We start from the raw sequence: 22,470 nt of genomic DNA, 5'->3' as shown, positions 1-22,470 counted from the left end.
CATCTTGCACCATCCGGCGCCGGGATCGCGCCACAACGTCCCGCGGCCAGGGCCCGGACCGCCCCGGACCGCACAATCAGAGCAGTTGCCAGCTGACGCGGTGGTAGGGCGTGGGCCCGGCGGCACGGAGCGCCTCCTTGTGGGCGGCGGTCCCGTAGCCCTTGTTCTCGTCCCAGCCGAACGCCGGGTATTCTGCGTGCAGCCCGCACATGAGGCGGTCACGTTCCACCTTGGCCAGGACGGACGCCGCCGCGACGCTCAGGCACTGCATGTCGGCTTTGACGAGGGTGTACACGGGCGCGTCGCAGTGGGGCTCCTCGGGCACCTCGTCAAAGAGCGAGGGCTGGGCCGCCGGCGAGAGCCAGTTGTGGCTGCCGTCCAGCAGCACGACGTCGGGCGTGACCCCCATGGCCAGCACCGTGAGCCAGGCACGGTTCCCCGCAAGGCGGAGTGCCCCCACGATGCCGAGGTCGTCGATTTCCCCGGCGGTGGCGTGGCCGACGGCGGATGCGACGCTCCAGCTGCGGACCAGCGGTTCCAGCCGTTCGCGCTCTGCCACCTTGAGGAGCTTGCTGTCCCGCACGTCCGCCAGGAGTTCCTGCTGCTCCAGGTCGATGACGGCGATCCCGACGCTGACCGGTCCGGCCAGCGCGCCTCGTCCCACCTCGTCGATGCCGGCAAGGAACCGGGCGCCGGAGCTGCGGAACCGGCGTTCATAGTCGAGGGTGGGTGCTTCGGACATTGTGGCGGGCCTTACTTTCCGGCCGGTGCGGGCACGTTGCGGAATACGTCGGGGTAGTCGTCCAGGGCGCCGATGCGGTTCAGCGGCCAGGCGATGACCGTGGCCCTGCCCTCGATGTCGGCGACGTCCACGAAGCCACCGTTGGCGTCCGGGTGCGAGCGGGAATCTGCGGAGTGGTTCCGGTTGTCCCCCATGACCCAGACCTTGCCGGCGGGCACCACAACGTCGAAGGCACGGGCCTGCGGGACCTCGGCCGGGTTGATGTATGTCTCGTTCAGCGCCGTGCCATTGACGGTGAGCCGGCCGCCGGCGTCGCAGCAGACGACGTGGTCACCGGGCAGCCCGATGACGCGCTTGACGAGGTGCTGCTCCGAGTTGTCCGGCAGCAGGCCGACAAACGTCAGTCCGTCCTGCACCCAGGTGAAGGGCCCCTTGGCTTTCTCGGGCGCGGGGACGAGCCAGCCCTTCGTGTCCTTGAACACCACGACGTCGCCGCGCTGGAGGGCAAAGGGCTCGGGGACGAGAAGGTTCACGAAGATGCGGTCGTTCACATCGAGGGTGTTGACCATCGATTCGGAGGGGATGTAAAACGCCCGGAAAAGGAAGGTCTTGATGAGGAAGGACAGGACGATCGCGACCACCACCACGGTGGCCACTTCCTTCAGCCACATGATGAGCGGGCTGCGCCCTTCCCGTGCCTTGGCCTTCTTCGCGCGCCGCGAGGACCCGACGGCGTGGGCAGGCCCGACGGCGTGGGCACCCCCGGCGGACGGGGGACCGGGCTCACCGCCCGGCTGGTAGTCCGCGGGGGGAATCGCAGAGGAAGCCACCCGGGGCTGCTCCTGCTCCCGCTCATCAGGAGTCCGGGGTCCGGTCTCGGGCATCTACTGTCCGTTCGTCGTCGAAGTAGCCGCGGCCTGGACGGGCCGTGGTAATGCTGCGAATCTATCAAGTGGCCAGATGATCTGGACAGGCCGGCCGATCACCCGGTCTAGGGGCACCATACCCCCTCCGGGGGCCCCCAGGAGGCTTCGGGAATCGGCAGACATGGAGCGGTGGTCCCCCATCAGCCAGAGCCGCCCGGCCGGAACCACCACGCTGAACGCCAACTCGCTGGGGGCATCGCCGCCATACAGATAGGGTTCCGCAATTTGCTGGCCGTTGACTGTGAGTTTGCCGGCAGCGTCGCAGCACACCACATGGTCGCCCGGAAGCCCGATGACCCGCTTGACGTACGTGCTGTCGCTGCCCGCCAGGCCGAGCCAGTGCCCGGCCCCGGCGAGCAAGTCCGCCACGGGCCCCTTGCCGCTGTTCAGCGGGGCAAAGGAGCCCCGGCCGTCGAACACCACAACATCGCCGCGGCGCACAGGCTCGGCGCGGAAGTCGGTGCGCGAGACAAGGATCCTGTCCCCCGAGAGGAAGAGCGGCTCCATGGATGCGGAGGGGATGAAGTAGACGTCCAGCCACAGCGAACGGATCAAGCCGCTGATGGCCACGGCCAGGACAAGCGCCAGCAACACAAAACGCCAGCCCCGTTTCCCGGGCTGGCGTTTTGTCTGTTCCATGATCCGTATCCTGTAGCGCTTTCCTGAATTCAATGCGCTGTTGCGGAGAGCTCCGGCAATACGCCGGATACGGTCCGTGGATCCGAGAAGGGAGTCCGGAGGACTTACTTGGCGGTCTGGAAGTCGCGCTTTTCCTTGATCTTCGCGGCCTTGCCGCGCAGTTCGCGCATGTAGTAAAGCTTGGCGCGGCGCACGTCACCCTTGGAGACGAGCTCGATCTTTTCGATGATCGGGGAGTGCACCGGGAAGGTACGCTCCACACCGACGCCGAAGGAGACCTTGCGGATGGTGAAGGTTTCGCGGAGACCGTCGCCGTGGCGGCCCAGGACGAAGCCCTGGAAGATCTGGACGCGGGAGTTCTTGCCTTCGATGATGTTCACGTGAACCTTGAGGGTGTCACCCGCGCGGAACGTCGGAATATCGGTGCGCAGCGAGGCTGCATCTACGGAATCGAGGATATGCATTGATTCACTCCTGGTGGACGCCACAGGTCATTCACGTTGGGTCACGGCGGCCAAGCCCGGGTGCCAAAAGCGGCCCGGAAATTCCCGCCGAAAGTTTCTGTTCCGGTTCCGTCAGGAATTGACGGGGCCGGGGTGCCAGGCTGTTGGTAACGCTCCCCCTGTGGCAGGTTCGGACCCAGCAGGCACAAGGACTAATTTTGCCACATCAGGGGCGTTCCGGCCAATCCCGCACCAGCCGCCCCGGCTGTCATGATGCCGGGACGTGCCGGGAAGCCTGCTCGCCGTCCGCGCCGGCGTCCGGTCGGCGCCTCAGGCGGCCGTCGACGACGTCGTACCCGAGGTCCACAAATGCTGTACGGTCCGCGCGGGGCAGCTTGCCGGCGTCGAACTCCTCCAGCAGGTCGGGCCGGCGTTCGGCGGTGCGACGGTACTGCTCATGCCGGCGCCACTGGGCGATCTTGCCGTGGTTGCCGCTCAGCAGCACGGCCGGGACGTCGCGGCCCCGCCAGCTGGACGGCTTCGTGTAGACCGGGTATTCGAGCAGCCCGTCCGAATGCGATTCCTCCACGAGGGATTCGGGGTTCCCGACGACGCCCGGCAGCAGCCGCCCGATCGCCTCCACCATGGCCAGCACGGCCACTTCGCCGCCGTTCAGGACATAGTCCCCCAGGCTCATGGGACGGACGGTGAAGTGCTCCCCGGCCCATTCCATCACGCGTTCGTCGATGCCCTCGTAGCGGCCGCAGGCGAAAACCAGCCGGTCCTCGGCGGACAGCTCCTGGGCGGTGGCCTGGGTGAACCGCTCCCCTGCCGGCGACGGGACGATCAGGACGGGTTTTGCGGCCGCCGCCGGCCCAGCAGCACCCTCGGGCCGTTCGGCGGCCACAGCCGCCAGGGCCTGGGCCCAGGGCTCGGGCTTCATGACCATGCCGGCGCCGCCGCCGTACGGGGTGTCATCCACGGTGCGGTGCCGGTCCGTGGTGAAGTCGCGGAGGTCGTGGACCTTCAGCTCCAGCAGCCCGTCCTGGCGGGCCTTCCCGATCAGGGACAGCTCCAGGGGTGCCAGGTACTCCGGGAAGATGCTGACGACGTCGACCCTCATCTAGGCGTTGTCCCCGGCTTCGGCATCGCCGGTGGCCCCGGCCGCGTCGGTGACCCCGGCTTCTTCGGCGTTGACCTCAAAGAGCCCGGGAGGCGGGGTTACCAGGATGAACTTTTCGGCCACGTTGACCTCGGGGACGATCTGTTCCACGAAAGGGATCAGGATTTCCTTGCCGTCGGTCGAGGTCACGACCAGCAGGTCCTGGACCGGGAGGGTATTCAGCCCTGAGACCTTGCCGACCACCTTGCCGCCGACGCGGACGTCCAGGCCGACGAGCTCGTGCTCGTACCAGCCCTCGTCCTCGTTCCCGTCTGCGAGCTCCTCCGTCTCGATGAAGAGCTTGGCGCCACGAAGCGTCTCTGCCTGGTTGCGGGTCTCGATTTCATCGAAGGCCAGGAGCAGAATGTCCTTGTTCCAGCGGGCGCTGATGACGGTGAGCGGGCCGGCCGAGGCGGGCTCAACCACGAACCGGGTGCCCGGAACAAAGCGGTCCCCCGGTGCATCGGTGAGCACCTGGACGGTCACTTCGCCGCGGATGCCGTGGGGTTTTCCGATTCGTGCCACCTGAAGCTGCATCTGTTCCTCTGTTCCGGGTTCATAAAATTTGGTTCTTTGACTGCGGAAAACAGTCCGGCCCCTCCACCATTATCTGGTGAAGGGGCCGGACTGAAAGACAAGTAATGCTGAAAGCGTTACCGGCGACGGTCGGTATCGACGACGTCGACCCTGACCGGCTCGCCGTCCGCCAGCGCTGCAACCACAGTGCGCAATGCGCGTGCGGTACGGCCCTGGCGGCCGATCACCCGTCCGAGATCGTCCTGATGAACGCGCACTTCGAGGGTATCCCCGCGGCGGTTGTTCTTCGCACTGACCTTGACATCCTCAGGACTGTCAACGATCCCGCGGACGAGGTGTTCGAGCGCTTCTGCCAGCAATTTACTCAGCCTCGGTGGTCTCTGCTTCGGCGGGGGCCCCGGCGGCGTCGTCCTTCTTGGCCTTCTTGGTGATGGCTTCCGGGATGATCACGGAACCCTTTTCCGGGGTAACGAAGGCAGCCTTGGGAGCCTTGGTCTTCAAGGTACCCTCCTGGCCCGGGAGACCCTTGAACTTCTGCCAGTCACCGGTGATCTTGAGGATCGCGGCAACCTGCTCGGACGGCTGTGCGCCGACGCCGAGCCAGTACTGGGCACGGTCCGTGTCGACCTCGATGTACGAGGGCTCTTCGGTCGGGTGGTACTTGCCGATCTCTTCGATGGCACGGCCATCGCGCTTGGAGCGTGCGTCCATGACGACGATGCGGTAGTACGGTGCGCGCATCTTACCGAAGCGCTTAAGGCGAATCTTTACGGCCACTTTTGTGGTCACTCCTGTTTCTGAAACGGGGTCGAGCCCGGCGTTCTGCACCCGTGGGGCGGGCCGTACTAGGGGGTTCTAAAAGGACAAGATCCGGACGCGGAGAGAGGGGCCACGCAGATCAAGTACCTGTTCATTGTGCCAGATCAGCGCCGGGATTTCGACTTGACAGCCATGCATGGCCGGATTAATCGCCCCCGGAGGGTGCCGAGGGCCCTCCGGGAGGTGCCGCAGGGTCCCGGGACGGGACTCTGCGGCCGCCCGGCAAGCGGGGGTCAACGGAGGCGTCAGGAGGTCCAGACGTAGAGTTCGGACTTCGTGGCCGGGTCGATTCCGGCGGCCATTTCGGCGAACTGCCGGACGTAGCTCAGGGCCTGGTCCGCTCCAAAGGGCATGTCCTCCTCGGCAGCCCAGGCAGCGGCCACGTCCTCCAGGACATTGCCTTCGCCTTCGGTTTCGTAGCTGAGGAGCTCGGCCAGTGCCCGGACCATGGCGTGCGGAACGCCGAGCAGCGATTCGCTCGCCACATCCACCATGGCCAGCTCATAGTCGGCCCCGGAGGCGTGCACGGCGGCCCCGGCGAGGTCGCCGAGCCGCTCAATCTCATAGTCGCTGATGTCGGGGATCCGTACGGCACCCGGCACGGCCGCGCCGCCGCCGTCGAGGGCAGTCGCGCGCTTGAGGGCTTCGTTGTGGGTGGACACAAAGACTTCGGTGTAGCCCATGGAACTGATCCTTATCCTGTAGGTGCTGTCCCCGGCGGGGAGGTCCTGGCCGGCGGGGCCGCCGCTCCGGCGACCGGAGTCGCCGGTGAGCGCCAGCCGTCGCTTTTCAGCCTAACCCAGCCGGGCAGCGTCATCCGCCCGGTGTCAGCGGACGGCGACACGGAGGCGGTTGCGCCACGGATCCTCGAAGCGCAGTTCGGCTCCGGTGTGGTGCGACTGGACGCCGGCGACCTTGAGCCGGTCGGCGAGGGCTCCGACGTCGTCGCCGGAGGGTACTTCGATCAGCACTTCGCCCAGGCCCAGGGTGTCCCGCCGGGGGCCGGCGCCGCGGCTGTTCCAGACGTTCATCGCCATGTGGTGGTGGTAGCCTCCGGCCGAGACGAACAGCGCCTGGCCGTGCCATCCGGCGGTCTTCTCGAAGCCGAGGGTGCCGACGTAGAAGTCGTGGGCCGACTGGACATCGCCCACTTGCAGGTGGACGTGCCCGATCCCGGCCTCCGTCCCGCGCTGGCCGGTCAGGGATTCCTCGGTGAGGAACTGCTCGAGGTAGCGCTGGGGCGGGAGGGCCAGGCTGTCCATCACGACGTTCTTGCCGTCCCAGGACCAGGCCTCGCGGGGACGGTCCCAGTACAGCTCGATGCCGTTACCCTCGGGGTCGTTAAAGTAGAAGGCTTCGCTGACCAGGTGGTCCGCGCTGCCGGTGAAGGACCGCGGCTCGTACTGCGCGGCGGTGGCGACGGTGGCGGCCAGGGCGGTCTGGTCATCGAACAGCAGGGCGGTGTGGAAGAGGCCGGCCTCGCCGCGGGAGGGGACGGTCAGCCCGGGGGCGGGGGCGAGGTGGACCAGCGGCTTCTGCTTGCGCCCGAGGTACAGGCCGCCGTCCTGCTCGGCCACGATGTCGAGGCCGAGGCCACGCTGATAGTAATCCGTCATGAGCTTCATGTCGCCGACCTTGAGCATCACGGTGCCCATGGTGAGTGCGGCGGGAAGAAGGTCCTGGGTGGTGGCTTCAGCAGTCATTGTGAACGCTCCGGTGGTTCGGCGGCCATCGACCTTCGATGACCTTTGCATACTGTTAAATTACTTGAAGCTTCAATTTATTCCTAATGGATGAGTTCACCCCGCAGCACGATGTGCCGGGGTCCATCCAGCGTGCCGAGCCGGGCCCTGGGGTCCTCGGCACAGACCAGGACATCGGCGCCGGCACCTTCTACGATGGCCTCGGCCCCGAGCCACGCGCGTGCGGCCCAGGCGCCGGCATCGAGAGCAGCCCGGGCCGGGAGCCCGGCGGCGTGCAGGGCCTGGATTTCGTCCGCGATCCGTCCGTGCCTGATCACGCTGCCGGCGTCTGTCCCGGCGTAGATGGACACCCCGGCCTCGAACGCCTCCAGGATCCGTTCGCTGCGCCGCTCCCAGAGCCCGCGCATGTGCGCAGCGTAGCGGGGGAACTTCGCCTCGGCCTGGGCGGCGATCTCTGGGAACGTGGCGATGTTGATCAGCGTCGGGACGATCGGTACACCCTGTTCCACAAACCGGGGCAGGTGCCGGGGAAGCAGCCCGGTGCCGTGCTCGATGCAGTCGATCCCGGCGTCGAGCATGTCATCCAGGGTCTGTTCGGCGAAGCAGTGCGCCGTCACCCTGGCGCCTTCATCGTGCGCGGCCTGGACGGCGTCCTTGAGGACCGCAGCCGGGAAGGACGGTGCCAGGTCACCGGCGCCGCGGTCAATCCAGTCCCCCACGAGCTTGACCCAGCCGTCGCCGGCGAGCGCCTGCTTGCGCACGGCCTCCACCAGGTTCTCCGGCTCGACCTCGACGGCGAAGCCCCGGAGGTAGCGCCTGGTCCTCGCGATGTGGCGGCCGGAGCGGATGATGCGGGGCATGTCCGCACGCTGCTGCAGCCAGCGCGTGTCGTGGACGGCCCCGGCGTCGCGCACGAGCAGCGTGCCGGCGTCGCGGTCCGTGATGGCCTGCTCCTCCGCGAGGTGTTCCGGGACGTCTCCGCCGGGGCCGAGCCCGATGTGGCAGTGCGCGTCCACCAGCCCGGGAATGACCCAGCCGTCCAGCACGAGGTCCGGCGCAGCGGCGGGACGGCGGAAAGTCAGGATGCCGTCGACGGACCAGAGGCCGGGGTGCTCCTGCGCCGCACTGGTGAGGACCGGCCCGCTGAATTCGATGATCCTGGTCATGGCTTAAAGCGTAGCCCGCGCGGCGGTCCGGCCCCCGTCACATGCAGTGTGGCCCAGGGCGGACTGTGGTAGCTTCGTCTACGACCACACGGGTGCCCCTGCAGGGGCTGAGATCGGGCTGACGCAGCCTGCGACCGTTGAACCTGTCCGGGTAATGCCGGCGAAGGAAGTGAGTATTCCGTGAATACGCAATCGACACAGCACAGCCCTGCCCAAAACGGGACGCGGTCCCTGGATTCGCACTCGTTGGCGTACATCGGGGAGGCTGGAAGCGGCATCCGGGTGCCGGTCACCGAGATCGCCCTCGCGGACTCGCCCGGCGGCGCGAAGAACGCACCACTGCAGGTGTACCGGACGGCCGGTCCGGGCAGCGACCCGGTGGTGGGCCTCGCCCCGGTCCGCGCACCGTGGATCGAAGCCCGTGGTGACACGGAACCATACGGCGGACGGGAACGGAGCCTGCTCGACGACGGCAAGTCGGCGGTGCGCCGGGGTGCGGCGTCGGCCGAGTGGGAGGGCGCCCGCCCGGTGCCGCGCCGCGCCGTCGACGGCAAGACTGTCACGCAGATGCGCTACGCCCGGGACGGCGTCATCACCCCGGAGATGCGGTTCGTGGCACTTCGCGAGAACTGCGACGTCGAGCTGGTCCGCAGCGAAGTGGCGGCCGGCCGGGCCATCATCCCCAGCAACATCAACCATCCCGAATCCGAGCCGATGATCATCGGCAAGGCCTTCCTGGTCAAGATCAACGCCAACATCGGCAACTCGGCGGTTACCAGCTCCATCGCCGAGGAAGTGGACAAACTGCAGTGGGCCACGCAGTGGGGTGCCGACACCGTGATGGACCTGTCCACCGGCGATGACATCCACACCACGCGCGAATGGATCCTCCGCAACTCGCCGGTTCCGATCGGCACCGTGCCGATCTACCAGGCCTTGGAAAAGGTCAACGGCGAGGCCAATGCGCTCACGTGGGAGATCTTCCGCGACACGGTCATTGAACAGTGCGAGCAGGGCGTGGACTACATGACCATCCACGCCGGGGTGCTGCTGCGTTACGTGCCGCTGACCGCGAACCGGGTCACCGGCATCGTGTCCCGCGGCGGGGCCATCATGGCCGGCTGGTGCCTGGCGCACCACCAGGAGAACTTCCTCTACACCCATTTCGACGAGCTGTGCGAAATCTTCGCCAGGTACGACGTCGCCTTCTCCCTCGGCGACGGCCTGCGGCCCGGCGCGACGGCGGACGCCAACGACGCCGCGCAGTTCGCCGAGCTGGACACCCTCGCCGAGCTCACGCAGCGCGCCTGGCAGTCCGACGTCCAGGTCATGGTGGAAGGACCGGGCCACGTCCCGTTCCACCTGGTCCGGGAGAACGTCGAGCGGCAGCAGGAACTCTGCAAGGGCGCCCCCTTCTATACGCTGGGGCCGCTGGTCACCGACATTGCGCCCGGCTACGACCACATCACCTCGGCGATCGGCGCCACCGAAATCGCCCGCTACGGCACGGCCATGCTGTGCTACGTCACGCCCAAGGAACACCTGGGCTTGCCGGACAAGGACGATGTGAAGACCGGTGTGATCACCTACAAGATCGCCGCGCATGCCGCCGACCTGGCCAAGGGGCATCCGGGCGCCAACGAACGCGACGACGCCCTGTCCAAGGCCCGGTTCGAGTTCCGCTGGCGCGACCAGTTTGCGCTCTCGCTGGACCCGGTCACCGCCGAGGCCTTCCACGACGAGACGCTCCCGGCCGAACCGGCCAAAACAGCCCACTTCTGTTCGATGTGCGGCCCGAAGTTCTGCTCCATGCGGATCAGCCAGGACATCCGCGACGAATACGGCTCCGCGGAGGCGCAGGAAGCACTCGCCGGCATGGCGGCAGGGATGCGGGAAAAGAGCCAGGAATTCCTGGCCGCGGGCGGCAAGGTCTATCTGCCGGCGCCCACCGTGGGCAGCCGCTGAGCATTCAGGACCAGTTCACGACAAGCGGGTCAGGACCAGCAGTTCAGGCGGCCGGCCCTAGCATGCCTGGGCATGCTGGCGCCGGCTGACCTCGGCAACGAAGGAGCGGATCAGGCGGTCGCCCTCCGCTGAATCCTGGGGCCGGTGCCCTCCCGCAGCGATGCGGTGCAGGGCGCCGGTCTCGCGCAGGTAGCCGGCGATTTCCTCGTAGAGGGGTTCCCAGCCGCCGGTCAGGACCAGGGTGGGGACGCCCGGCACGATCTGCAGGGGCGCTTCCCAGCCCGGCGCCTGCAGGCGGAGGCGCCGGGCTTCCCGGCGGGCTTCCGGCGTCGTCGGCCCCGGTGCCTCCGCCGAGAAGGCCCGGCGGAGGAACTCGCGCTGGAAGTCGGCGTCGCTCAGTTGGTGGCGGACCTCGAAGAGCGGCTGCATCAGGGCACGGTGCGCCGCCGTCGCGGGCAGTTCCGCGGTAAGCGAGAGGCAGGCCGGCTCCACGAGGGTAAGGGACTGGACGAGGTCCGGCCGTTCGACGGCGGCCATCATCGCGGCGATGGCCCCCTGCGAATGGGCCACCACGTGGCCGCCCGCCTCGCCCCGGCCGTCGTCTGCCAGCGCACCGAGCACGATCGCGGCATCGGCTGCGAAGTCGGACTCCAAAGGTTCGGCGACGGCGTCAAAACCGCGGCGGCGCAGGAACAGGGCGTCGTAATTGAGCGCCATCCCGTGCTGCTTTGGCCACGCGGCGGCACCGAAGCTGCCTTCCCCGTGGACGAAGACTACGCGCTGCTTGAACATGCTCCTACCTTATGGCACCGGCCCGTGAACCCGGCCGTCGACATACGGCTGCTGCCTCGCTGCCCGGAAATTACTTGCTGCCGCCGAGGAACTTGTCAAAGCCCTTGGGCAGGTTCAGCTGGGACGGATCGAAGTCCCCGCCCTGCTGGCCGAAGGCGGCACCGGTGGGCAGTGCCGCGGGGCCCGCGGCACGCCGGGCCTGGGCATCCTTGAGTTCCTGTGCGGCCTTGGCAGGGTTGCCGGAGCGCGCCTTCTTCTTCGGTGCGTTCTTGGCACCCTTTCGGGCTCCTCCCCCGCCCATGCCCGGCATCCCCGGCATTCCGGGCATTCCGCCGCCGGCCGCCATCTTCTTCATCATCTTCTGGGCCTGGGCAAAGCGCTCCAGCAGCCCGTTGACCTCGGAGACGTGTACGCCGGAACCGCGCGCGATCCGGGCCCGGCGGGAGCCGTTGATGATCTTGGGCGCGACGCGCTCATGCGGGGTCATGGACCGGACGATGGCCTCGACGCGGTCGATCTCGCGTTCATCGAACTGTTCCAGCTGCTGCCGGATGTTCTGCGCGCCCGGCATCATCATGAGCATTTTCTTCATCGAGCCCATGTTGCGGATCTGCTGCATCTGGGACAGGAAGTCGTCCAGGGTGAAGTCTTCCTGGTCGGCGAACTTCTTCGCCATCCGGGCGGCTTCGTCCTTGTCCCAGGACTTCTCGGCCTGCTCGATCAGGGTGAGCACGTCACCGAGGTCAAGGATGCGCGAGGCCATGCGGTCCGGGTGGAAGAGCTCGAAATCGTCCAGGCCTTCCCCGGTGGACGCGAACATAACGGGCTTGCCCGTCACCGATGCGACGGAGAGCGCGGCACCGCCGCGGGCGTCGCCGTCGAGCTTGGACAGCACGATGCCGGTGAAGTTGACGCCTTCATCGAAGGCCATCGCCGTGTTGACGGCGTCCTGGCCGATCATGGCGTCGACCACGAACAGCACTTCGTTCGGGACGATGGCGCGGCGGATCTGGCGGGCCTGTTCCATCATTTCGGCGTCGACGCCGGTCCGGCCGGCGGTGTCCACGATCACGACGTCGTGCAGGGTGCGGCGGGCTTCCTCGACACCGGCGCGGGCGACGGCGACAGGATCGCCGATGGGGTGCTCAAGCTCGGTGGAGGTGGCGCCCGGGTGCGGCGCGAACACGGGCACGCCGGCGCGCTGGCCGACGACCTGGAGCTGGGTGACGGCGTTGGGCCGCTGCAGGTCGCAGGCCACCAGCATGGGGCTGTGGCCCTGGGCCTTGAGCCACTTGGAGAGCTTGCCGGCGAGGGTGGTCTTACCGGCGCCTTGAAGGCCGGCGAGCATGATGACAGTGGGCCCGGTCTTGGCCAGGCGGATCCGGCGGGTCTCGCCGCCGAGGATCTCGACGAGTTCCTCGTTGACGATCTTCACGATCTGCTGGCTCGGGTTCAGTGCCCCGGAGACCTCGGCGCCAAGGGCACGTTCGCGCACGCGGCCGGTGAACTCCCGGACAACGGAGACGGCAACATCAGCGTCAAGGAGGGCGCGCCGGATCTCGCGGACCGTGGCGTCAACGTCCGCCTCGGTCAGGCGGCCTTTGCCACGGAGATTCTTGAAGGTTGCTGTCAACCGGTCAGAGAGTGAATTGAACACGCGCCGTGCACTTCTTTCAGTGGATCTACAGATGGCGGCCGGTCCGGCACGCCAGCGTCGCGACTGATGTTCGCCTTGACGAACAGCCTCGACAACGGGACTCGACTCTCTAGGGTATCAAGTCGGGCCTTCAAGATGGCATGCTGGCTGGGTGACCAGCCAAACAAGTGTGAAAACCCTGCTCATCCTGGGCGCCTCGGGCGACCTCACCGGCAGGCTCCTGCTGCCCGGACTGGCCAGGCTCGTGGCCAGGGGGCACGCCCCGGGCCTGGTCCTCGTCGGGGCCGGATCGGACCCGTGGACGCCGGAGCAGTGGCTGGAGCGTATCGAGGAATCCTTCGCGGACGAGAACTCCCAGGCCGAGGCCTACGGCCGGCGTGAGCTGAAGCGGATCCGCGAATCGACAAGCTACCACCAGCTGGACGTCACGGGCGAGGGGCAGCTCGCCGGGCTCCTGGCGCAGCTGGAGGGTCCCGTGGCCGTCTACTTTGCGCTGCCGCCGCGGATCAGCCAGCTTGCGTGCGAGGCGCTGGCCTCGGACCGGGTGCCGGCCGGGACCCGGCTGGTGATGGAGAAACCGTTCGGCTCCAGCGAGGAATCCGCCCGCCATCTCAACGAAACGCTGGCCGCATTGGTCCCGGAGGACCACATCCACAGGGTCGACCATTTCCTGGGCAAAGCGACCGTACTGAACATCCTGGGCCTGCGGTTCGCGAACAACTTCCTGGAACCGGTGTGGAACCGTGAGCACATCGAGAAAGTCGAGATCATCTTCGATGAGGACCTGGCGCTGGAGGGACGCGCCCGGTATTACGACGGCGCCGGCGCCCTGCGCGACATGATCCAGAGCCACCTGCTCCAGATCATGGCGCTGATGGCGATCGAGCCCCCGGCCTCCGTCGGCGAGCGGGATCTCCGCGATGCGGTGGCCACGGTGCTGCGCGCCAGCAGCATCAAGGCGCCCTATGCCAGGAACACCCGACGCGCACGCTACACCGCGGGCTCCATCGACGGCCGGAAGGTTCCGGACTACGCCAAGGAGACCGGCGTGGATGCATCCCGCGGCACCGAGACGCTGGCCGAAGTCCAGGTGGAGATCGACAACTGGCGCTGGCAGGGCGTTCCGTTCATCCTGCGCTCCGGCAAGGCGCTGGGGAACAAACGCAAGGAGGCCGTGGTGACCTTCCGGCCCCCGCCGCACCTGCCCAAGGGGTTCACCGGGGTGGACGCGCCCAACCAGCTCCGGATCGGTTTCGGCCCGGACACTCTGGCGTTCGACGTCGACGTCAACGGGCCCGGGAACGTCCTGAGCCTGGACCGTGCAACGCTCAAGGCCGAGCTGAGCGCCTCAGACCTTCTCCCCTACGGTGAAGTCCTCGAGGGAATACTCACCGGGGATCCGCTCCTGTCCGTCCGGGCCGACACGGCGGAGGACTGCTGGCGGATCGTTGATCCGGTCCTGAAGGCCTGGGCCCGGGGCAGCGTACCTCTTCAGGAGTACCCGGCCGGGACGTCCGGCCCCGGGGACTGGCTGGCCTGACCGCCGTCGGAAGTCAGCCCTGCCCCACGGAAGGCGGGCCGGATACCGTTTCCGGTATCCGGCCCGCCTTCGTTGTCCAGTGGTCCGTGAGGTTCAGTGGTCCGTCAGATTGCGGCCGCCCCGCGTTCCCCGGTGCGGACCCGGACTGCCTCGAACACATCCATCGTCCAGACCTTGCCGTCGCCGGCCCGGCCGGTGTTCGAGCTGGCGATGATGACGTCCAGGATGTCGTCCGCCTGTTCGTCCGTGGCCAGGACCTCCACCCGGATCTTGGGCAACAGGTCCACGTTGTACTCGGCACCCCGGTACACCTCGGTGTAGCCGCGCTGCCGGCCGTAGCCGCTCGCCGCGCTGACCGTCAGGCCCTGCACACCGTAGGCTTCCAGGCCTTCCCTGATGGCGTCGAGCTTTTCCGGACGGACGATCGCTGTGATCAGTTTCATGCCCCCACACTTTCCTTGCCTGCGGCGGACTTCTTGCCGTTGGACCTGACGTCCACCGTGCCGGTGGCCGGTCCTGTTTCTTCCGGGATCCCGGCTTCGCCCAGCGGCTTGCCCGTGATGAGTTCATGCAGCGGCTGGAAGCTGCCGCCGTGGCCGCCGACGCCGAACTCGTAGGCGGTCTCTGCGTGCAGGCTGAGGTCCACGCCCACCACTTCCTGCTCCTGGGAGACCCGGAAGCCCATGAGCTTGTGGATCGGGAAGGCGATGATGAACGTCATCACCGCGGTGAAGAGGATGGAGCACAGTGCCGCGAGAACCTGGGCGACGAGCTGGGTGGTGCCCCCGCCGTAGAACAGGCCGGCCTGGCCCTGGCTCGGGGTGGCGAGGAAGCCGATCGCGACGGTGCCGATGACACCGGAGACCAGGTGGACACCGACGACGTCGAGCGAGTCGTCATAGCCGAACTTGAACTTCAGGCCGACGGCCAGGGCGGAGGCCACACCGGCGATGACGCCCAGGCCGATGGCACCGATCGGGGAAACGTTGGCACAGGCCGGGGTGATCGCGACCAGGCCGGCGACTACACCGGATGCGGCACCGAGTGAGGTCGGGTGCCCGTCGCGGAAGCGCTCCACGGCCAGCCAGCCAAGCATTGCGGCGGCCGGGGCAGCGAGGGTGTTGACCCAGATCAGGCCGGCCTGCTCCACCGTTGCAGCGGCACCGGCGTTGAAGCCGAACCAGCCGAACCAGAGAATTGCGGCGCCCAGCATAACAAACGGGACGTTGTGCGGGCGGTGGTTCGGATCCTTGCCGAAGCCCTTGCGGTTACCGATGATCAGGACAAGGATCAGGCCGGCCACGCCGGCGTTGATGTGCACGACGGTGCCGCCGGCGAAGTCGATCACGGGAGCGAACGTCTGGCCGAACCAGCCGTCCTTGGAGAAGAGTCCGCCACCCCAGACCATGTAGGCCAGCGGCGCGTAGACGAGCGTCGCCCAGATGGGAGTGAAGATAACCCATGCCGAGAACTTTGCGCGGTCGGCGACCGCGCCCGAGATCAGTGCCACCGTGATGATGGCGAAGGTGGCGGCGTAGCCGACCTTGAGCAGATCCGCGGGATCGGTGAAGTTGTGCAGCCCGAAGTGGCTGAACGGGTTTGCGAAGATCTGGAAGAAGTTGTCGTCGTTGCTCGTGGCCATCGACGCGCCCCACAGGACCCACATGATGCCGACGGTTCCAATGGCGACGAAGCTCATCATCATCATGTTCAAAGCAGATTTGGCACGAGTCATGCCGCCGTAGAAGAATGCGAGGCCCGGGGTCATGAACAGCACGAGTGCTGAAGCGACCAGGAGCCAAACGAGACCTGCGGTGAGTTCCATGGTCTACGTCCTCTCTTGCTTTTGTGCGGAGTTGCCCGCCTGTCCCAACGCGGTTTGCGTTCTTATAAGAGTTTTGCCGGGCCGTGTTTCACCTGCAGAGGATTTACATTGCCGGGTTGTTACGAGAACCTCCCGGAAGTAAATGGTGCGTCTCGCGCTTGTTACGGTTATGTTTCACGCGCTTAATCACGCCCTCTATCCCTTCCCTCCGATTTCTCCCGCAAGGACGACAGCACCATGAGCAAGACCATCCGCCCGGCCGGCGGCGCCCGTCCCCGGGCCGGCGCCGGGAAACCGGGCAACGCCCGGTTGCCCCGGGATATCAAGGTGATGCTGGTGGCAGCGTTCCTGATTGCGATCGGCTTCGGCCTTGTGGCACCGGTGCTCCCCCAGTTCGCGACCACGTTCGACGTCGGCGCGACGGCGGCGGCCGTGATCGTGAGCATCTTTGCCCTGATGAGGCTGCTTTTCGCGCCGGCCGGCGGTGCCCTGATCGTGAGGCTGGGAGAACGGCCGGTCTATGTGGCCGGACTGCTGATCGTGGCGGCCTCGACGGCGGCCTGCGCTTTCGCCCAGGACTACTGGCAGCTGCTGGTGTTCCGGGGGCTCGGCGGCGCCGGCTCGGTGATGTTCACCGTGGCGTCGATGGCGATGGTCGTCCGGTTGGCGCCGCCGAAAAGCCGCGGCCGGGTCTCGGGGGCCTACGCCTCCGCCTTCCTGATCGGCAACGTGTGCGGCCCGATCGTGGGCGGGCTGCTCGCCGGCTTCGGCTTGCGCGTGCCGTTCCTTGCCTACGCGGCCGCACTGGTGCTGGCTGCCCTCGTGGTCCAGACCCAGCTCAGCCATGTCCCGGCGGCCTCGCGCCTTCCGGGAGGGGCGGCCCCGGCCATGGAACTGCGCGAAGCGCTGCGGGACAGCGCCTACCGGGCGGCGCTGTTGTCCAGCTTCGCCAACGGCTGGGCCACGATCGGTGTGCGGATGGCCACGGTGCCGCTGTTCGCCGTCGTGGCTCTCGGCGGCGGCCCGGAGTCCGCGGGCTGGGCCTTGGCCGTCTTCGCAGCCGGTAACGCGGTGGCGCTGACCTTCTCGGGGAGGCTGGCGGACAACCTTGGCCGGAAGCCGTTGATGATTGCCGGCCTGGTGGTTACCGGAACGGCCACGGCGGCCATCGGGTCCACCCACCATTTCCTCTGGTTCCTGCTGGCCTCCGCCGTGGCCGGGATTGGTTCGGGCCTGCTCGGGCCGGCCCAGCAGGCGGCCGTTGCCGATGTGATCGGCAATGAACGGTCCGGCGGACGGGTGCTCGCCGTGTTCCAGATGACGGCGGACAGCGGCGCGATCGCCGGCCCGGTGTTCGCCGGGCTTCTCGCGGACCGGCTGGGTTACGGCTGGGCCTTCGGCGTCACCGGGGCCGTCCTGCTCGCCGGGGCCGCGGGCTGGCTGCTGGCGCGGGAGACCTTCCGGCCCCGGACAGACTAGTTCAGCAAGGCGTCGACGAAGGCTTCGGCGTCGAACGGGGCCAGGTCATCGGCGCCCTCGCCGAGGCCGATGAGCTTGACCGGGACGCCGAGGGACTTCTGGATCGCGACGACGATCCCGCCCTTGGCGGTTCCGTCCAGCTTGGTCAGGACGATGCCGGTGATGTTGACGACCTCGGAGAACACACGGGCCTGGTTCAGGCCGTTCTGGCCCGTGGTGGCGTCCAGGACCAGCAGTACCTCGTCCACTTCGGCGAGTTTTTCGATGACGCGCTTGACCTTGCCGAGTTCGTCCATCAGGCCGACCTTGTTCTGCAGGCGGCCGGCGGTGTCGATCATAACGACGTCGACTTCCTGCTCGATGCCTGCCTTGACAGCTTCGTACGCCACGGAGGCCGGGTCCGCACCGTGGACGTCGGACTTGACGGTGGGCACGCCCACGCGCTGCCCCCAGGTGGCAAGCTGCTCGGCGGCGGCGGCGCGGAAGGTGTCGGCGGCGCCCAGCAGGACATCCTTGTCCTCGGCGACGAGTACGCGGGCCAGCTTGCCCACCGTGGTGGTCTTGCCGACGCCGTTGACGCCGACCACCATCATGACGGCGGGCTTGTCATCGTGGCGTGTCACCCGGAGGCTGCGGTCCATCGAGGGGTCCACGAGCTTGATCAGTTCCTCGCGCAGCATGGCCTTGACGTGCTCCGGGGAGCGGGCGCCCAGCACCTTGACGCGTTCCCGGAGCGCGTCAATCAGCTGCAGGGTCGGTTCGGTGCCGAGGTCCGCGAGCAGGAGGGTCTCCTCCACCTCGTCCCAGACGTTTTCGTCGATCCTGTCCGCGGAAAGCAGGGCCAGCAGGCCCTTGCCGAGGATGTTGTTGGACTTGACGAGGCGTTCGCGCAACCGGGTGAGGCGGCCCTCGACGGGCAGCGGGGTCTCGACCGGAACGGTTTCCAGACCGGCCACGGTGTCCGGCACCTCGACCGTTTCGAGGCCCTCGAGGTCGACGGCGTAGGGTGCCGTCCTTTCCGGTGCCGGCGCCGGCGCCGGGCGGTCCTCCAGCAGGGTCCCGCCGGCGCCCGGTGCGGCCGGCCCTGGCTCCACAGGATCGTTCGCGTCACGCTTCCCGGGGTACCGCGTGATGTTCTTCCGGGTCTTCATCAGGACCGGAATCAGCGCCCCGAGGACCACCAGGGCAGCGAGAATGGGCAGAATAATCGGGAGGATGTCGTTCACTCCCCTAGCTTCTCACAACCCCCACCGCGCCGGAGGCGGCGCGGCGCCAGCGTCAGCCGGCGTGTCAGATCCCGGCGCCGAGCCGCTGGCTGATGACGGTGGAGACGCCGTCGCCGCGCATGGTGACCCCGTAGAGGGCGTCGGCAATTTCCATGGTGCGCTTCTGGTGCGTGATGATGATCAGCTGGCTCGATTTGCGCAGCTCCTCGAAAATTGTGAGGAGCCGCCCCAGGTTGGTGTCATCCAGGGCCGCCTCCACCTCGTCCATGACATAGAACGGCGAGGGCCTGGCCTTGAAGATTGCCACCAGCAGGGCCACCGCGGTCAGGGAGCGTTCGCCGCCGGAAAGCAGGGACAGCCGTTTGATCTTCTTGCCGGCCGGACGTGCTTCCACCTCGATGCCGGTCGTGAGGAGGTCGGAGGGATCCGTCAGGACCAGCCGGCCCTCCCCTCCCGGGAACAGCCGGGCGAAGACGCGCCCGAACTGGGCAGCGGTGTCCGCGAAGGCTTCCGCGAACACCTTCTGCACGCGTTCGTCGACTTCCTTGATGATGTCCAGCAGGTCCTTGCGGGTGGCCCTCAAGTCTTCCAGCTGGGCGCTGAGGAACTGGTGGCGTTCCTCGAGCGCGGCGAATTCCTCCAGCGCCAGCGGATTGACGCGGCCCAGGGCGGACAGATCGCGTTCGGCTTTCCTGAGCCGTTTTTCCTGCTCTTCGCGGACAAACGGTGTGCCCTCGACGATCCCGCGGTCCGGGCCGTAGTCGGCGACGAGCTGGTCTGCGCTGAGTCCGAGCTCCTCGATGCTTCGCAGCTCCAGGGCCTCGATCCGGAGCCGCTGCTGCGCCCGGGCCAGCTCGTCGCGGTGCACGGAGTCCGTCAGCTCCGCCAGTTCACGGGCAGAAGCGTCGTTGCCGGTGCGGACGCCGGCCAGCTCGCCATCCACCTGTTCCCGGCGTTCCTCGGCGCTGTCCCGCTCCTGGCGGGCAAGTTCCACGGAGACGTCGATGAACCCGATGGCCTGCTCCACCGCGGCGGAAACGGCTGCGGCCCGCCGGGCCTGGAGCCGGCGGCGGCGCGCCCGTTCGGCGGCTTCCTCGCGGGCACGGCGTTCGGCGGCGGCGGCGCGTTCGAGCGAGGAGGCACGGTGGCGCGTGGCCGTGAGCTGTTCCTCCGCGCTGCGCAGGGCGAGGCGGGCGTCCGTCTCGGCGGAGCGGGCCAGCGAGGCCGCCAGCGCGAGCGCGTCCCGGTGCCCCGGTGAAGGCTCCTCTTCCGTAGGCGCCTCCTGGGCTGCGGCAAGCCTGGCCGCGACGGCTTCGAGTGACGCCTGTTCGGCCAGGATGTTCGCTTCGGCCCTGGCGAGGGACGCGGCGAGGCGGTCGCTCTCGCCGACGGCGCTGCGCAGCACCGAATTGAGGTGCCCGAGGCGTTCGGCCACGGCCGCCAGCCGGGCGTCCGAATCGTGGAGTAGCGCCAGGGCCGCGTCCGCGCGGTCCTGGGCCTCGGCCCGCCGGGCCTGCGCGGCGGACAGGGCAAAGCGGTTGCGCTCCAGTTCCGCGGTCACGCCGGCAAGCTTCGCCGAGGCGTCGTCGACGGCGGCCTGGACTTCGAGCAGCGACGGCGCCCTGGCGGAGCCTCCGCTGACCGTCAGCGCGGTGAAGACGTCCCCGGCCCGGGTGACGGCGGTGAGTTCCGGCCGTTCGGCGATCAGCCGCGCCGCCGCATCCAGATCGTCGACGACGGCGGTTCCCGCCAGGAGCCGGGCCACGGGCGGACGGCTTGCGGCTCCCCCGCCTGGCGGCGGGACCGTGACCAGGCCGGCGGCCCAGCGGGCCCCGTCCGGAAGCGGCGCGGTGTCCGGCCCGGCGGCATCGGAGGCGCCGGCGGAACCGGCGGCCAGCAGCAGCGAGGCGCGTCCGGCGTCGTCGTCCTTCAACAACCGCAGCACGGCGGCGGCGGTGTCCCGGTCCTGCACCACAACGGCGTCGGAGCAGACACCGAGGGCTGCGGCGATGGCGGACTCGAAACCAGCCTCCACCGTGATCAGGGAAGCCAGTGATCCGAGGACCCCGGGCAGCCCCGAGCCGAGCACGTGGCCGGGGCCGTCCTTGCGGTTGAGCCCAAGCTGGAGGGCATCGCGGCGGGCCAGGAGGGCGCCGCGTTCCCGCTCGCCCTCCCGCCCGGCCGCTTTCAGCGCCTCGATGTCCGCGAGGATGGCGTCCAGCGATGCGCCGGCGTCTTCGTAGTCGGCGTCGAGGGTTTCCTCGCCGTCCTCGACGCCGGCCACCTGGGATTCCAGCGCCGTGAACTCGCTGTGGGCGAGCCGGCGGCGTTCCTCCCCTGCCTTCTGCGATTCCCGGAGCCGGCCGAGTTCGGCCTGGGCCGACTCGACACGGGTGCGGGCAGCGCCGACCTGCCCGGCGAGTCTGGCGAGACCTTCACGCCGGTCCGCGGCGGCGCGGAGCAGGGCGGCGAGCCGTTTGTCCTCGGCGGCCGCGGCGTTTTCCGCGTCCTGTCTTGCGGCCGCTGCGGCGTCCAGGGCGCTGCGGCGTTCCCCGATCCGTTGTTCCAGGCCGGCCTGTTCATCCCGGACGCGGGCGGCCTGCCGGTCGAGCTGATCGGGATCGCGGCCGGAGTCCGGGACGGCGTCGGCAGCGCCCAGGAGCCGGCGGCGTTCCCCGGCGAGGGACCCGAGGGCGCGCAGCCGTTCGCGCCCGGCGGAGAGCTGGTACCAGTTGTCCCGTGCGGAGTTCAGCTTCGGGGTTGCCTCGGCGGCGAGCCGTTCGAGGGCCGCCTGGCGCTGCCGTCCCGCCTCAAGGTCGCGCTCGACGACGGCGCGGCGGGCCTTCAGCGCGGACTCGTCCGCGACCTCCTGCGCCAGCGCGGACCGCAGCCGGACGAGGTCGTCGGCGAGAAGGCGGGATCGTGCGTCGCGGACCTCGAACTGGACGGCCTGGGCGCGGCGGGCCACCTCGGCCTGCTTGCCGAGCGGGGTGAGCTGGCGCCGGAGTTCCGCGGTGAGGTCGCTGAGCCGGGACAGGTTCGCCTGCATGGCTTCGAGCTTGCGGACCGTTTTTTCCTTACGCCGGCGGTGCTTGAGGATGCCGGCGGCCTCTTCGATGAAGCCGCGACGGTCCTCCGGGGTGGCATGCAGGACCCTGTCGAGCTGCCCCTGGCCGACAATCACGTGCATTTCGCGGCCGAGGCCGGAGTCGGAGAGCAGTTCCTGGATGTCCAGCAGCCGGCAGCCCGCACCGTTGATGGCGTATTCGGAACCGCCGGCGCGGAACAGGGTGCGGGAGATGGTGACTTCGCTGTACTCGATGGGGAGGGCGCCGTCGGAATTGTCGATCGTCAGCGAGACGTGCGCACGGCCCAGCGGCGGCCGGCCGGAGGTGCCCGCGAAAATAACGTCTTCCATCTTTCCGCCGCGGAGGGTTTTGGCGCCCTGTTCGCCCATGACCCAGGCCAGGGCGTCCACCACATTGGACTTGCCCGAGCCGTTGGGACCGACCACGGCGGTGACGCCTGGTTCGAATTCCAAGGTCGTCGCCGATGCGAACGACTTGAATCCCCGGACGGTCAGGCTCTTGAGATGCAAGGTATTTCGGTTCTCCTGGCTGGCGGACTGGGCACGCTGTTCGATGCAGGCATGAATCGGGCTGCTGTTTTCCGGTGCGGGTGTTTTCTGGTGCGGGTGTTCTGGACGGCCCCGGGTACCTACAATCTACTGCGAAGCTGCGACAATTCCGCGCAAAACCCGCGCGAAACCGCGGTCGGGGCGGTCTGGGCATGCGGGAACAGGCCTGCACCGGGCATAGTTAAGCCCTTGGGCCTGTGCTTGAAGGTGCG

20 protein-coding genes and 1 riboswitch are annotated in these 22,470 nt (G+C 68.2%); of the genes, 3 read left to right on the top strand and 17 right to left on the bottom strand.

The genetic code is table 11. The features are described from left to right. Positions 1 to 76 precede the first annotated feature (76 nt). The 11 genes from E5206_RS10175 to E5206_RS10125 form a co-directional block, all read right to left on the bottom strand. On the bottom strand, positions 77 to 742 hold the full coding sequence (locus tag E5206_RS10175) for a ribonuclease HII (RefSeq protein ID WP_136322379.1): 666 nt from the start codon (positions 740 to 742) through the stop codon (positions 77 to 79). A gap of 11 nt (positions 743 to 753) precedes the next feature. Continuing rightward, entirely contained in the window at positions 754 to 1,626 is an 873-nt protein-coding gene (gene lepB / locus E5206_RS10170; protein WP_240689627.1) for a signal peptidase I, read from the bottom strand. Continuing rightward, a complete protein-coding gene (gene lepB / locus E5206_RS10165) occupies positions 1,627 to 2,307 on the bottom strand; it encodes a signal peptidase I (RefSeq protein ID WP_136322378.1) in 681 nt (226 codons plus the stop codon). 104 nt (positions 2,308 to 2,411) lie between these two features. Further along, the gene (gene rplS, locus E5206_RS10160) at positions 2,412 to 2,771 is read right to left on the bottom strand and encodes a 50S ribosomal protein L19 (protein ID WP_136322377.1); all 360 of its coding nucleotides are present in this window, start codon (positions 2,769 to 2,771) and stop codon (positions 2,412 to 2,414) included. Positions 2,772 to 3,018: 247 nt separating this feature from the next. Next, positions 3,019 to 3,873: a tRNA (guanosine(37)-N1)-methyltransferase TrmD gene (gene trmD, locus E5206_RS10155; protein ID WP_136322376.1), complete on the bottom strand. Its 855-nt coding sequence runs from the start codon at positions 3,871 to 3,873 to the stop codon at positions 3,019 to 3,021. Next, positions 3,874 to 4,449 (bottom strand): ribosome maturation factor RimM, encoded by a 576-nt coding sequence (gene rimM / locus E5206_RS10150; RefSeq protein WP_136322375.1) that lies wholly within the window; start codon positions 4,447 to 4,449, stop codon positions 3,874 to 3,876. It abuts the gene before it with no gap. A 116-nt stretch (positions 4,450 to 4,565) separates the two neighbouring features. Further along, on the bottom strand, positions 4,566 to 4,808 hold the full coding sequence (locus tag E5206_RS10145) for an RNA-binding protein (RefSeq protein WP_056426755.1): 243 nt from the start codon (positions 4,806 to 4,808) through the stop codon (positions 4,566 to 4,568). 1 nt (position 4,809) lies between these two features. Continuing rightward, a complete protein-coding gene (gene rpsP, locus E5206_RS10140; protein WP_136322374.1) occupies positions 4,810 to 5,226 on the bottom strand; it encodes a 30S ribosomal protein S16 in 417 nt (138 codons plus the stop codon). 287 nt (positions 5,227 to 5,513) lie between these two features. Further along, positions 5,514 to 5,951 (bottom strand): hypothetical protein, encoded by a 438-nt coding sequence (locus tag E5206_RS10135; RefSeq protein ID WP_205759893.1) that lies wholly within the window; start codon positions 5,949 to 5,951, stop codon positions 5,514 to 5,516. Positions 5,952 to 6,095: 144 nt separating this feature from the next. After that, positions 6,096 to 6,971 carry a VOC family protein gene (locus tag E5206_RS10130; RefSeq protein ID WP_136322372.1) on the bottom strand — a complete coding sequence of 292 codons (876 nt, stop codon included), beginning with the start codon at positions 6,969 to 6,971 and terminating at the stop codon, positions 6,096 to 6,098. An 83-nt stretch (positions 6,972 to 7,054) separates the two neighbouring features. Continuing rightward, positions 7,055 to 8,137: an amidohydrolase family protein gene (locus tag E5206_RS10125; protein WP_136322371.1), complete on the bottom strand. Its 1,083-nt coding sequence runs from the start codon at positions 8,135 to 8,137 to the stop codon at positions 7,055 to 7,057. A 78-nt stretch (positions 8,138 to 8,215) separates the two neighbouring features. After that, positions 8,216 to 8,323: riboswitch (TPP riboswitch) on the top strand. Between E5206_RS10125 and thiC the strand changes: the two genes are divergently transcribed. Then, positions 8,318 to 10,102 (top strand): phosphomethylpyrimidine synthase ThiC, encoded by a 1,785-nt coding sequence (thiC, locus tag E5206_RS10120; protein WP_136322370.1) that lies wholly within the window; start codon positions 8,318 to 8,320, stop codon positions 10,100 to 10,102. (Overlaps the previous riboswitch by 6 nt.) Before the next feature lie 57 nt (positions 10,103 to 10,159). Here thiC and E5206_RS10115 read toward each other — a convergent pair whose 3' ends face one another. Both E5206_RS10115 and ffh read right to left on the bottom strand, forming a co-directional pair. Then, positions 10,160 to 10,894 carry an alpha/beta hydrolase gene (locus tag E5206_RS10115; RefSeq protein WP_136322369.1) on the bottom strand — a complete coding sequence of 245 codons (735 nt, stop codon included), beginning with the start codon at positions 10,892 to 10,894 and terminating at the stop codon, positions 10,160 to 10,162. 70 nt (positions 10,895 to 10,964) lie between these two features. After that, entirely contained in the window at positions 10,965 to 12,551 is a 1,587-nt protein-coding gene (gene ffh, locus E5206_RS10110) for a signal recognition particle protein (protein ID WP_136322368.1), read from the bottom strand. A gap of 151 nt (positions 12,552 to 12,702) precedes the next feature. On the opposite strand from ffh, the gene E5206_RS10105 reads away from it, so the two are divergent. Beyond that, positions 12,703 to 14,091: a glucose-6-phosphate dehydrogenase gene (locus E5206_RS10105; RefSeq protein WP_136322367.1), complete on the top strand. Its 1,389-nt coding sequence runs from the start codon at positions 12,703 to 12,705 to the stop codon at positions 14,089 to 14,091. A gap of 104 nt (positions 14,092 to 14,195) precedes the next feature. Here the strand turns inward: E5206_RS10105 and E5206_RS10100 are convergent, their stop codons facing one another. After that, positions 14,196 to 14,534 carry a P-II family nitrogen regulator gene (locus tag E5206_RS10100; RefSeq protein WP_136322366.1) on the bottom strand — a complete coding sequence of 113 codons (339 nt, stop codon included), beginning with the start codon at positions 14,532 to 14,534 and terminating at the stop codon, positions 14,196 to 14,198. Beyond that, positions 14,531 to 15,916 carry an ammonium transporter gene (locus E5206_RS10095; protein WP_136322365.1) on the bottom strand — a complete coding sequence of 462 codons (1,386 nt, stop codon included), beginning with the start codon at positions 15,914 to 15,916 and terminating at the stop codon, positions 14,531 to 14,533. The genes E5206_RS10100 and E5206_RS10095 overlap by 4 nt, the downstream gene beginning before the upstream one ends. A 237-nt stretch (positions 15,917 to 16,153) precedes the next feature. Between E5206_RS10095 and E5206_RS10090 the strand changes: the two genes are divergently transcribed. After that, positions 16,154 to 17,395, top strand: coding sequence for an MFS transporter (locus tag E5206_RS10090; protein WP_136322364.1), 1,242 nt, complete (start codon positions 16,154 to 16,156; stop codon positions 17,393 to 17,395). Here E5206_RS10090 and ftsY read toward each other — a convergent pair. Then, on the bottom strand, positions 17,392 to 18,621 hold the full coding sequence (ftsY, locus tag E5206_RS10085) for a signal recognition particle-docking protein FtsY (protein ID WP_136322363.1): 1,230 nt from the start codon (positions 18,619 to 18,621) through the stop codon (positions 17,392 to 17,394). The two genes, E5206_RS10090 and ftsY, sit on opposite strands and share 4 nt — an antisense overlap. A 64-nt stretch (positions 18,622 to 18,685) precedes the next feature. Beyond that, the gene (smc, locus tag E5206_RS10080; protein ID WP_205759892.1) at positions 18,686 to 22,219 is read right to left on the bottom strand and encodes a chromosome segregation protein SMC; all 3,534 of its coding nucleotides are present in this window, start codon (positions 22,217 to 22,219) and stop codon (positions 18,686 to 18,688) included. Between the last annotated feature and the right edge of the window lie 251 nt (positions 22,220 to 22,470).

Origin of the sequence: Arthrobacter sp. PAMC25564 (genome assembly GCF_004798705.1) — a bacterium.
Lineage (GTDB): Bacteria > Actinomycetota > Actinomycetes > Actinomycetales > Micrococcaceae > Arthrobacter.
This window is presented reverse-complemented; position numbering and strand designations above follow the sequence as displayed.

What these genes read in the sequence shown, in the direction of transcription:
- E5206_RS10175 (WP_136322379.1), bottom strand. Translation starts at nt 742, where the DNA reads ATGTCCGAAGCACCCACCCTCGACTATGAACGCCGGTTCCGCAGCTCC.
- lepB (WP_240689627.1), bottom strand. Translation starts at nt 1,626, where the DNA reads ATGCCCGAGACCGGACCCCGGACTCCTGATGAGCGGGAGCAGGAGCAG.
- lepB (WP_136322378.1), bottom strand. Translation starts at nt 2,307, where the DNA reads ATGGAACAGACAAAACGCCAGCCCGGGAAACGGGGCTGGCGTTTTGTG.
- rplS (WP_136322377.1), bottom strand. Translation starts at nt 2,771, where the DNA reads ATGCATATCCTCGATTCCGTAGATGCAGCCTCGCTGCGCACCGATATT.
- trmD (WP_136322376.1), bottom strand. Translation starts at nt 3,873, where the DNA reads ATGAGGGTCGACGTCGTCAGCATCTTCCCGGAGTACCTGGCACCCCTG.
- rimM (WP_136322375.1), bottom strand. Translation starts at nt 4,449, where the DNA reads ATGCAGCTTCAGGTGGCACGAATCGGAAAACCCCACGGCATCCGCGGC.
- E5206_RS10135 (WP_205759893.1), bottom strand. Translation starts at nt 5,951, where the DNA reads ATGGGCTACACCGAAGTCTTTGTGTCCACCCACAACGAAGCCCTCAAG.
- E5206_RS10130 (WP_136322372.1), bottom strand. Translation starts at nt 6,971, where the DNA reads ATGACTGCTGAAGCCACCACCCAGGACCTTCTTCCCGCCGCACTCACC.
- E5206_RS10125 (WP_136322371.1), bottom strand. Translation starts at nt 8,137, where the DNA reads ATGACCAGGATCATCGAATTCAGCGGGCCGGTCCTCACCAGTGCGGCG.
- E5206_RS10115 (WP_136322369.1), bottom strand. Translation starts at nt 10,894, where the DNA reads ATGTTCAAGCAGCGCGTAGTCTTCGTCCACGGGGAAGGCAGCTTCGGT.
- E5206_RS10100 (WP_136322366.1), bottom strand. Translation starts at nt 14,534, where the DNA reads ATGAAACTGATCACAGCGATCGTCCGTCCGGAAAAGCTCGACGCCATC.
- E5206_RS10095 (WP_136322365.1), bottom strand. Translation starts at nt 15,916, where the DNA reads ATGGAACTCACCGCAGGTCTCGTTTGGCTCCTGGTCGCTTCAGCACTC.
- E5206_RS10090 (WP_136322364.1), top strand. Translation starts at nt 16,154, where the DNA reads ATGAGCAAGACCATCCGCCCGGCCGGCGGCGCCCGTCCCCGGGCCGGC.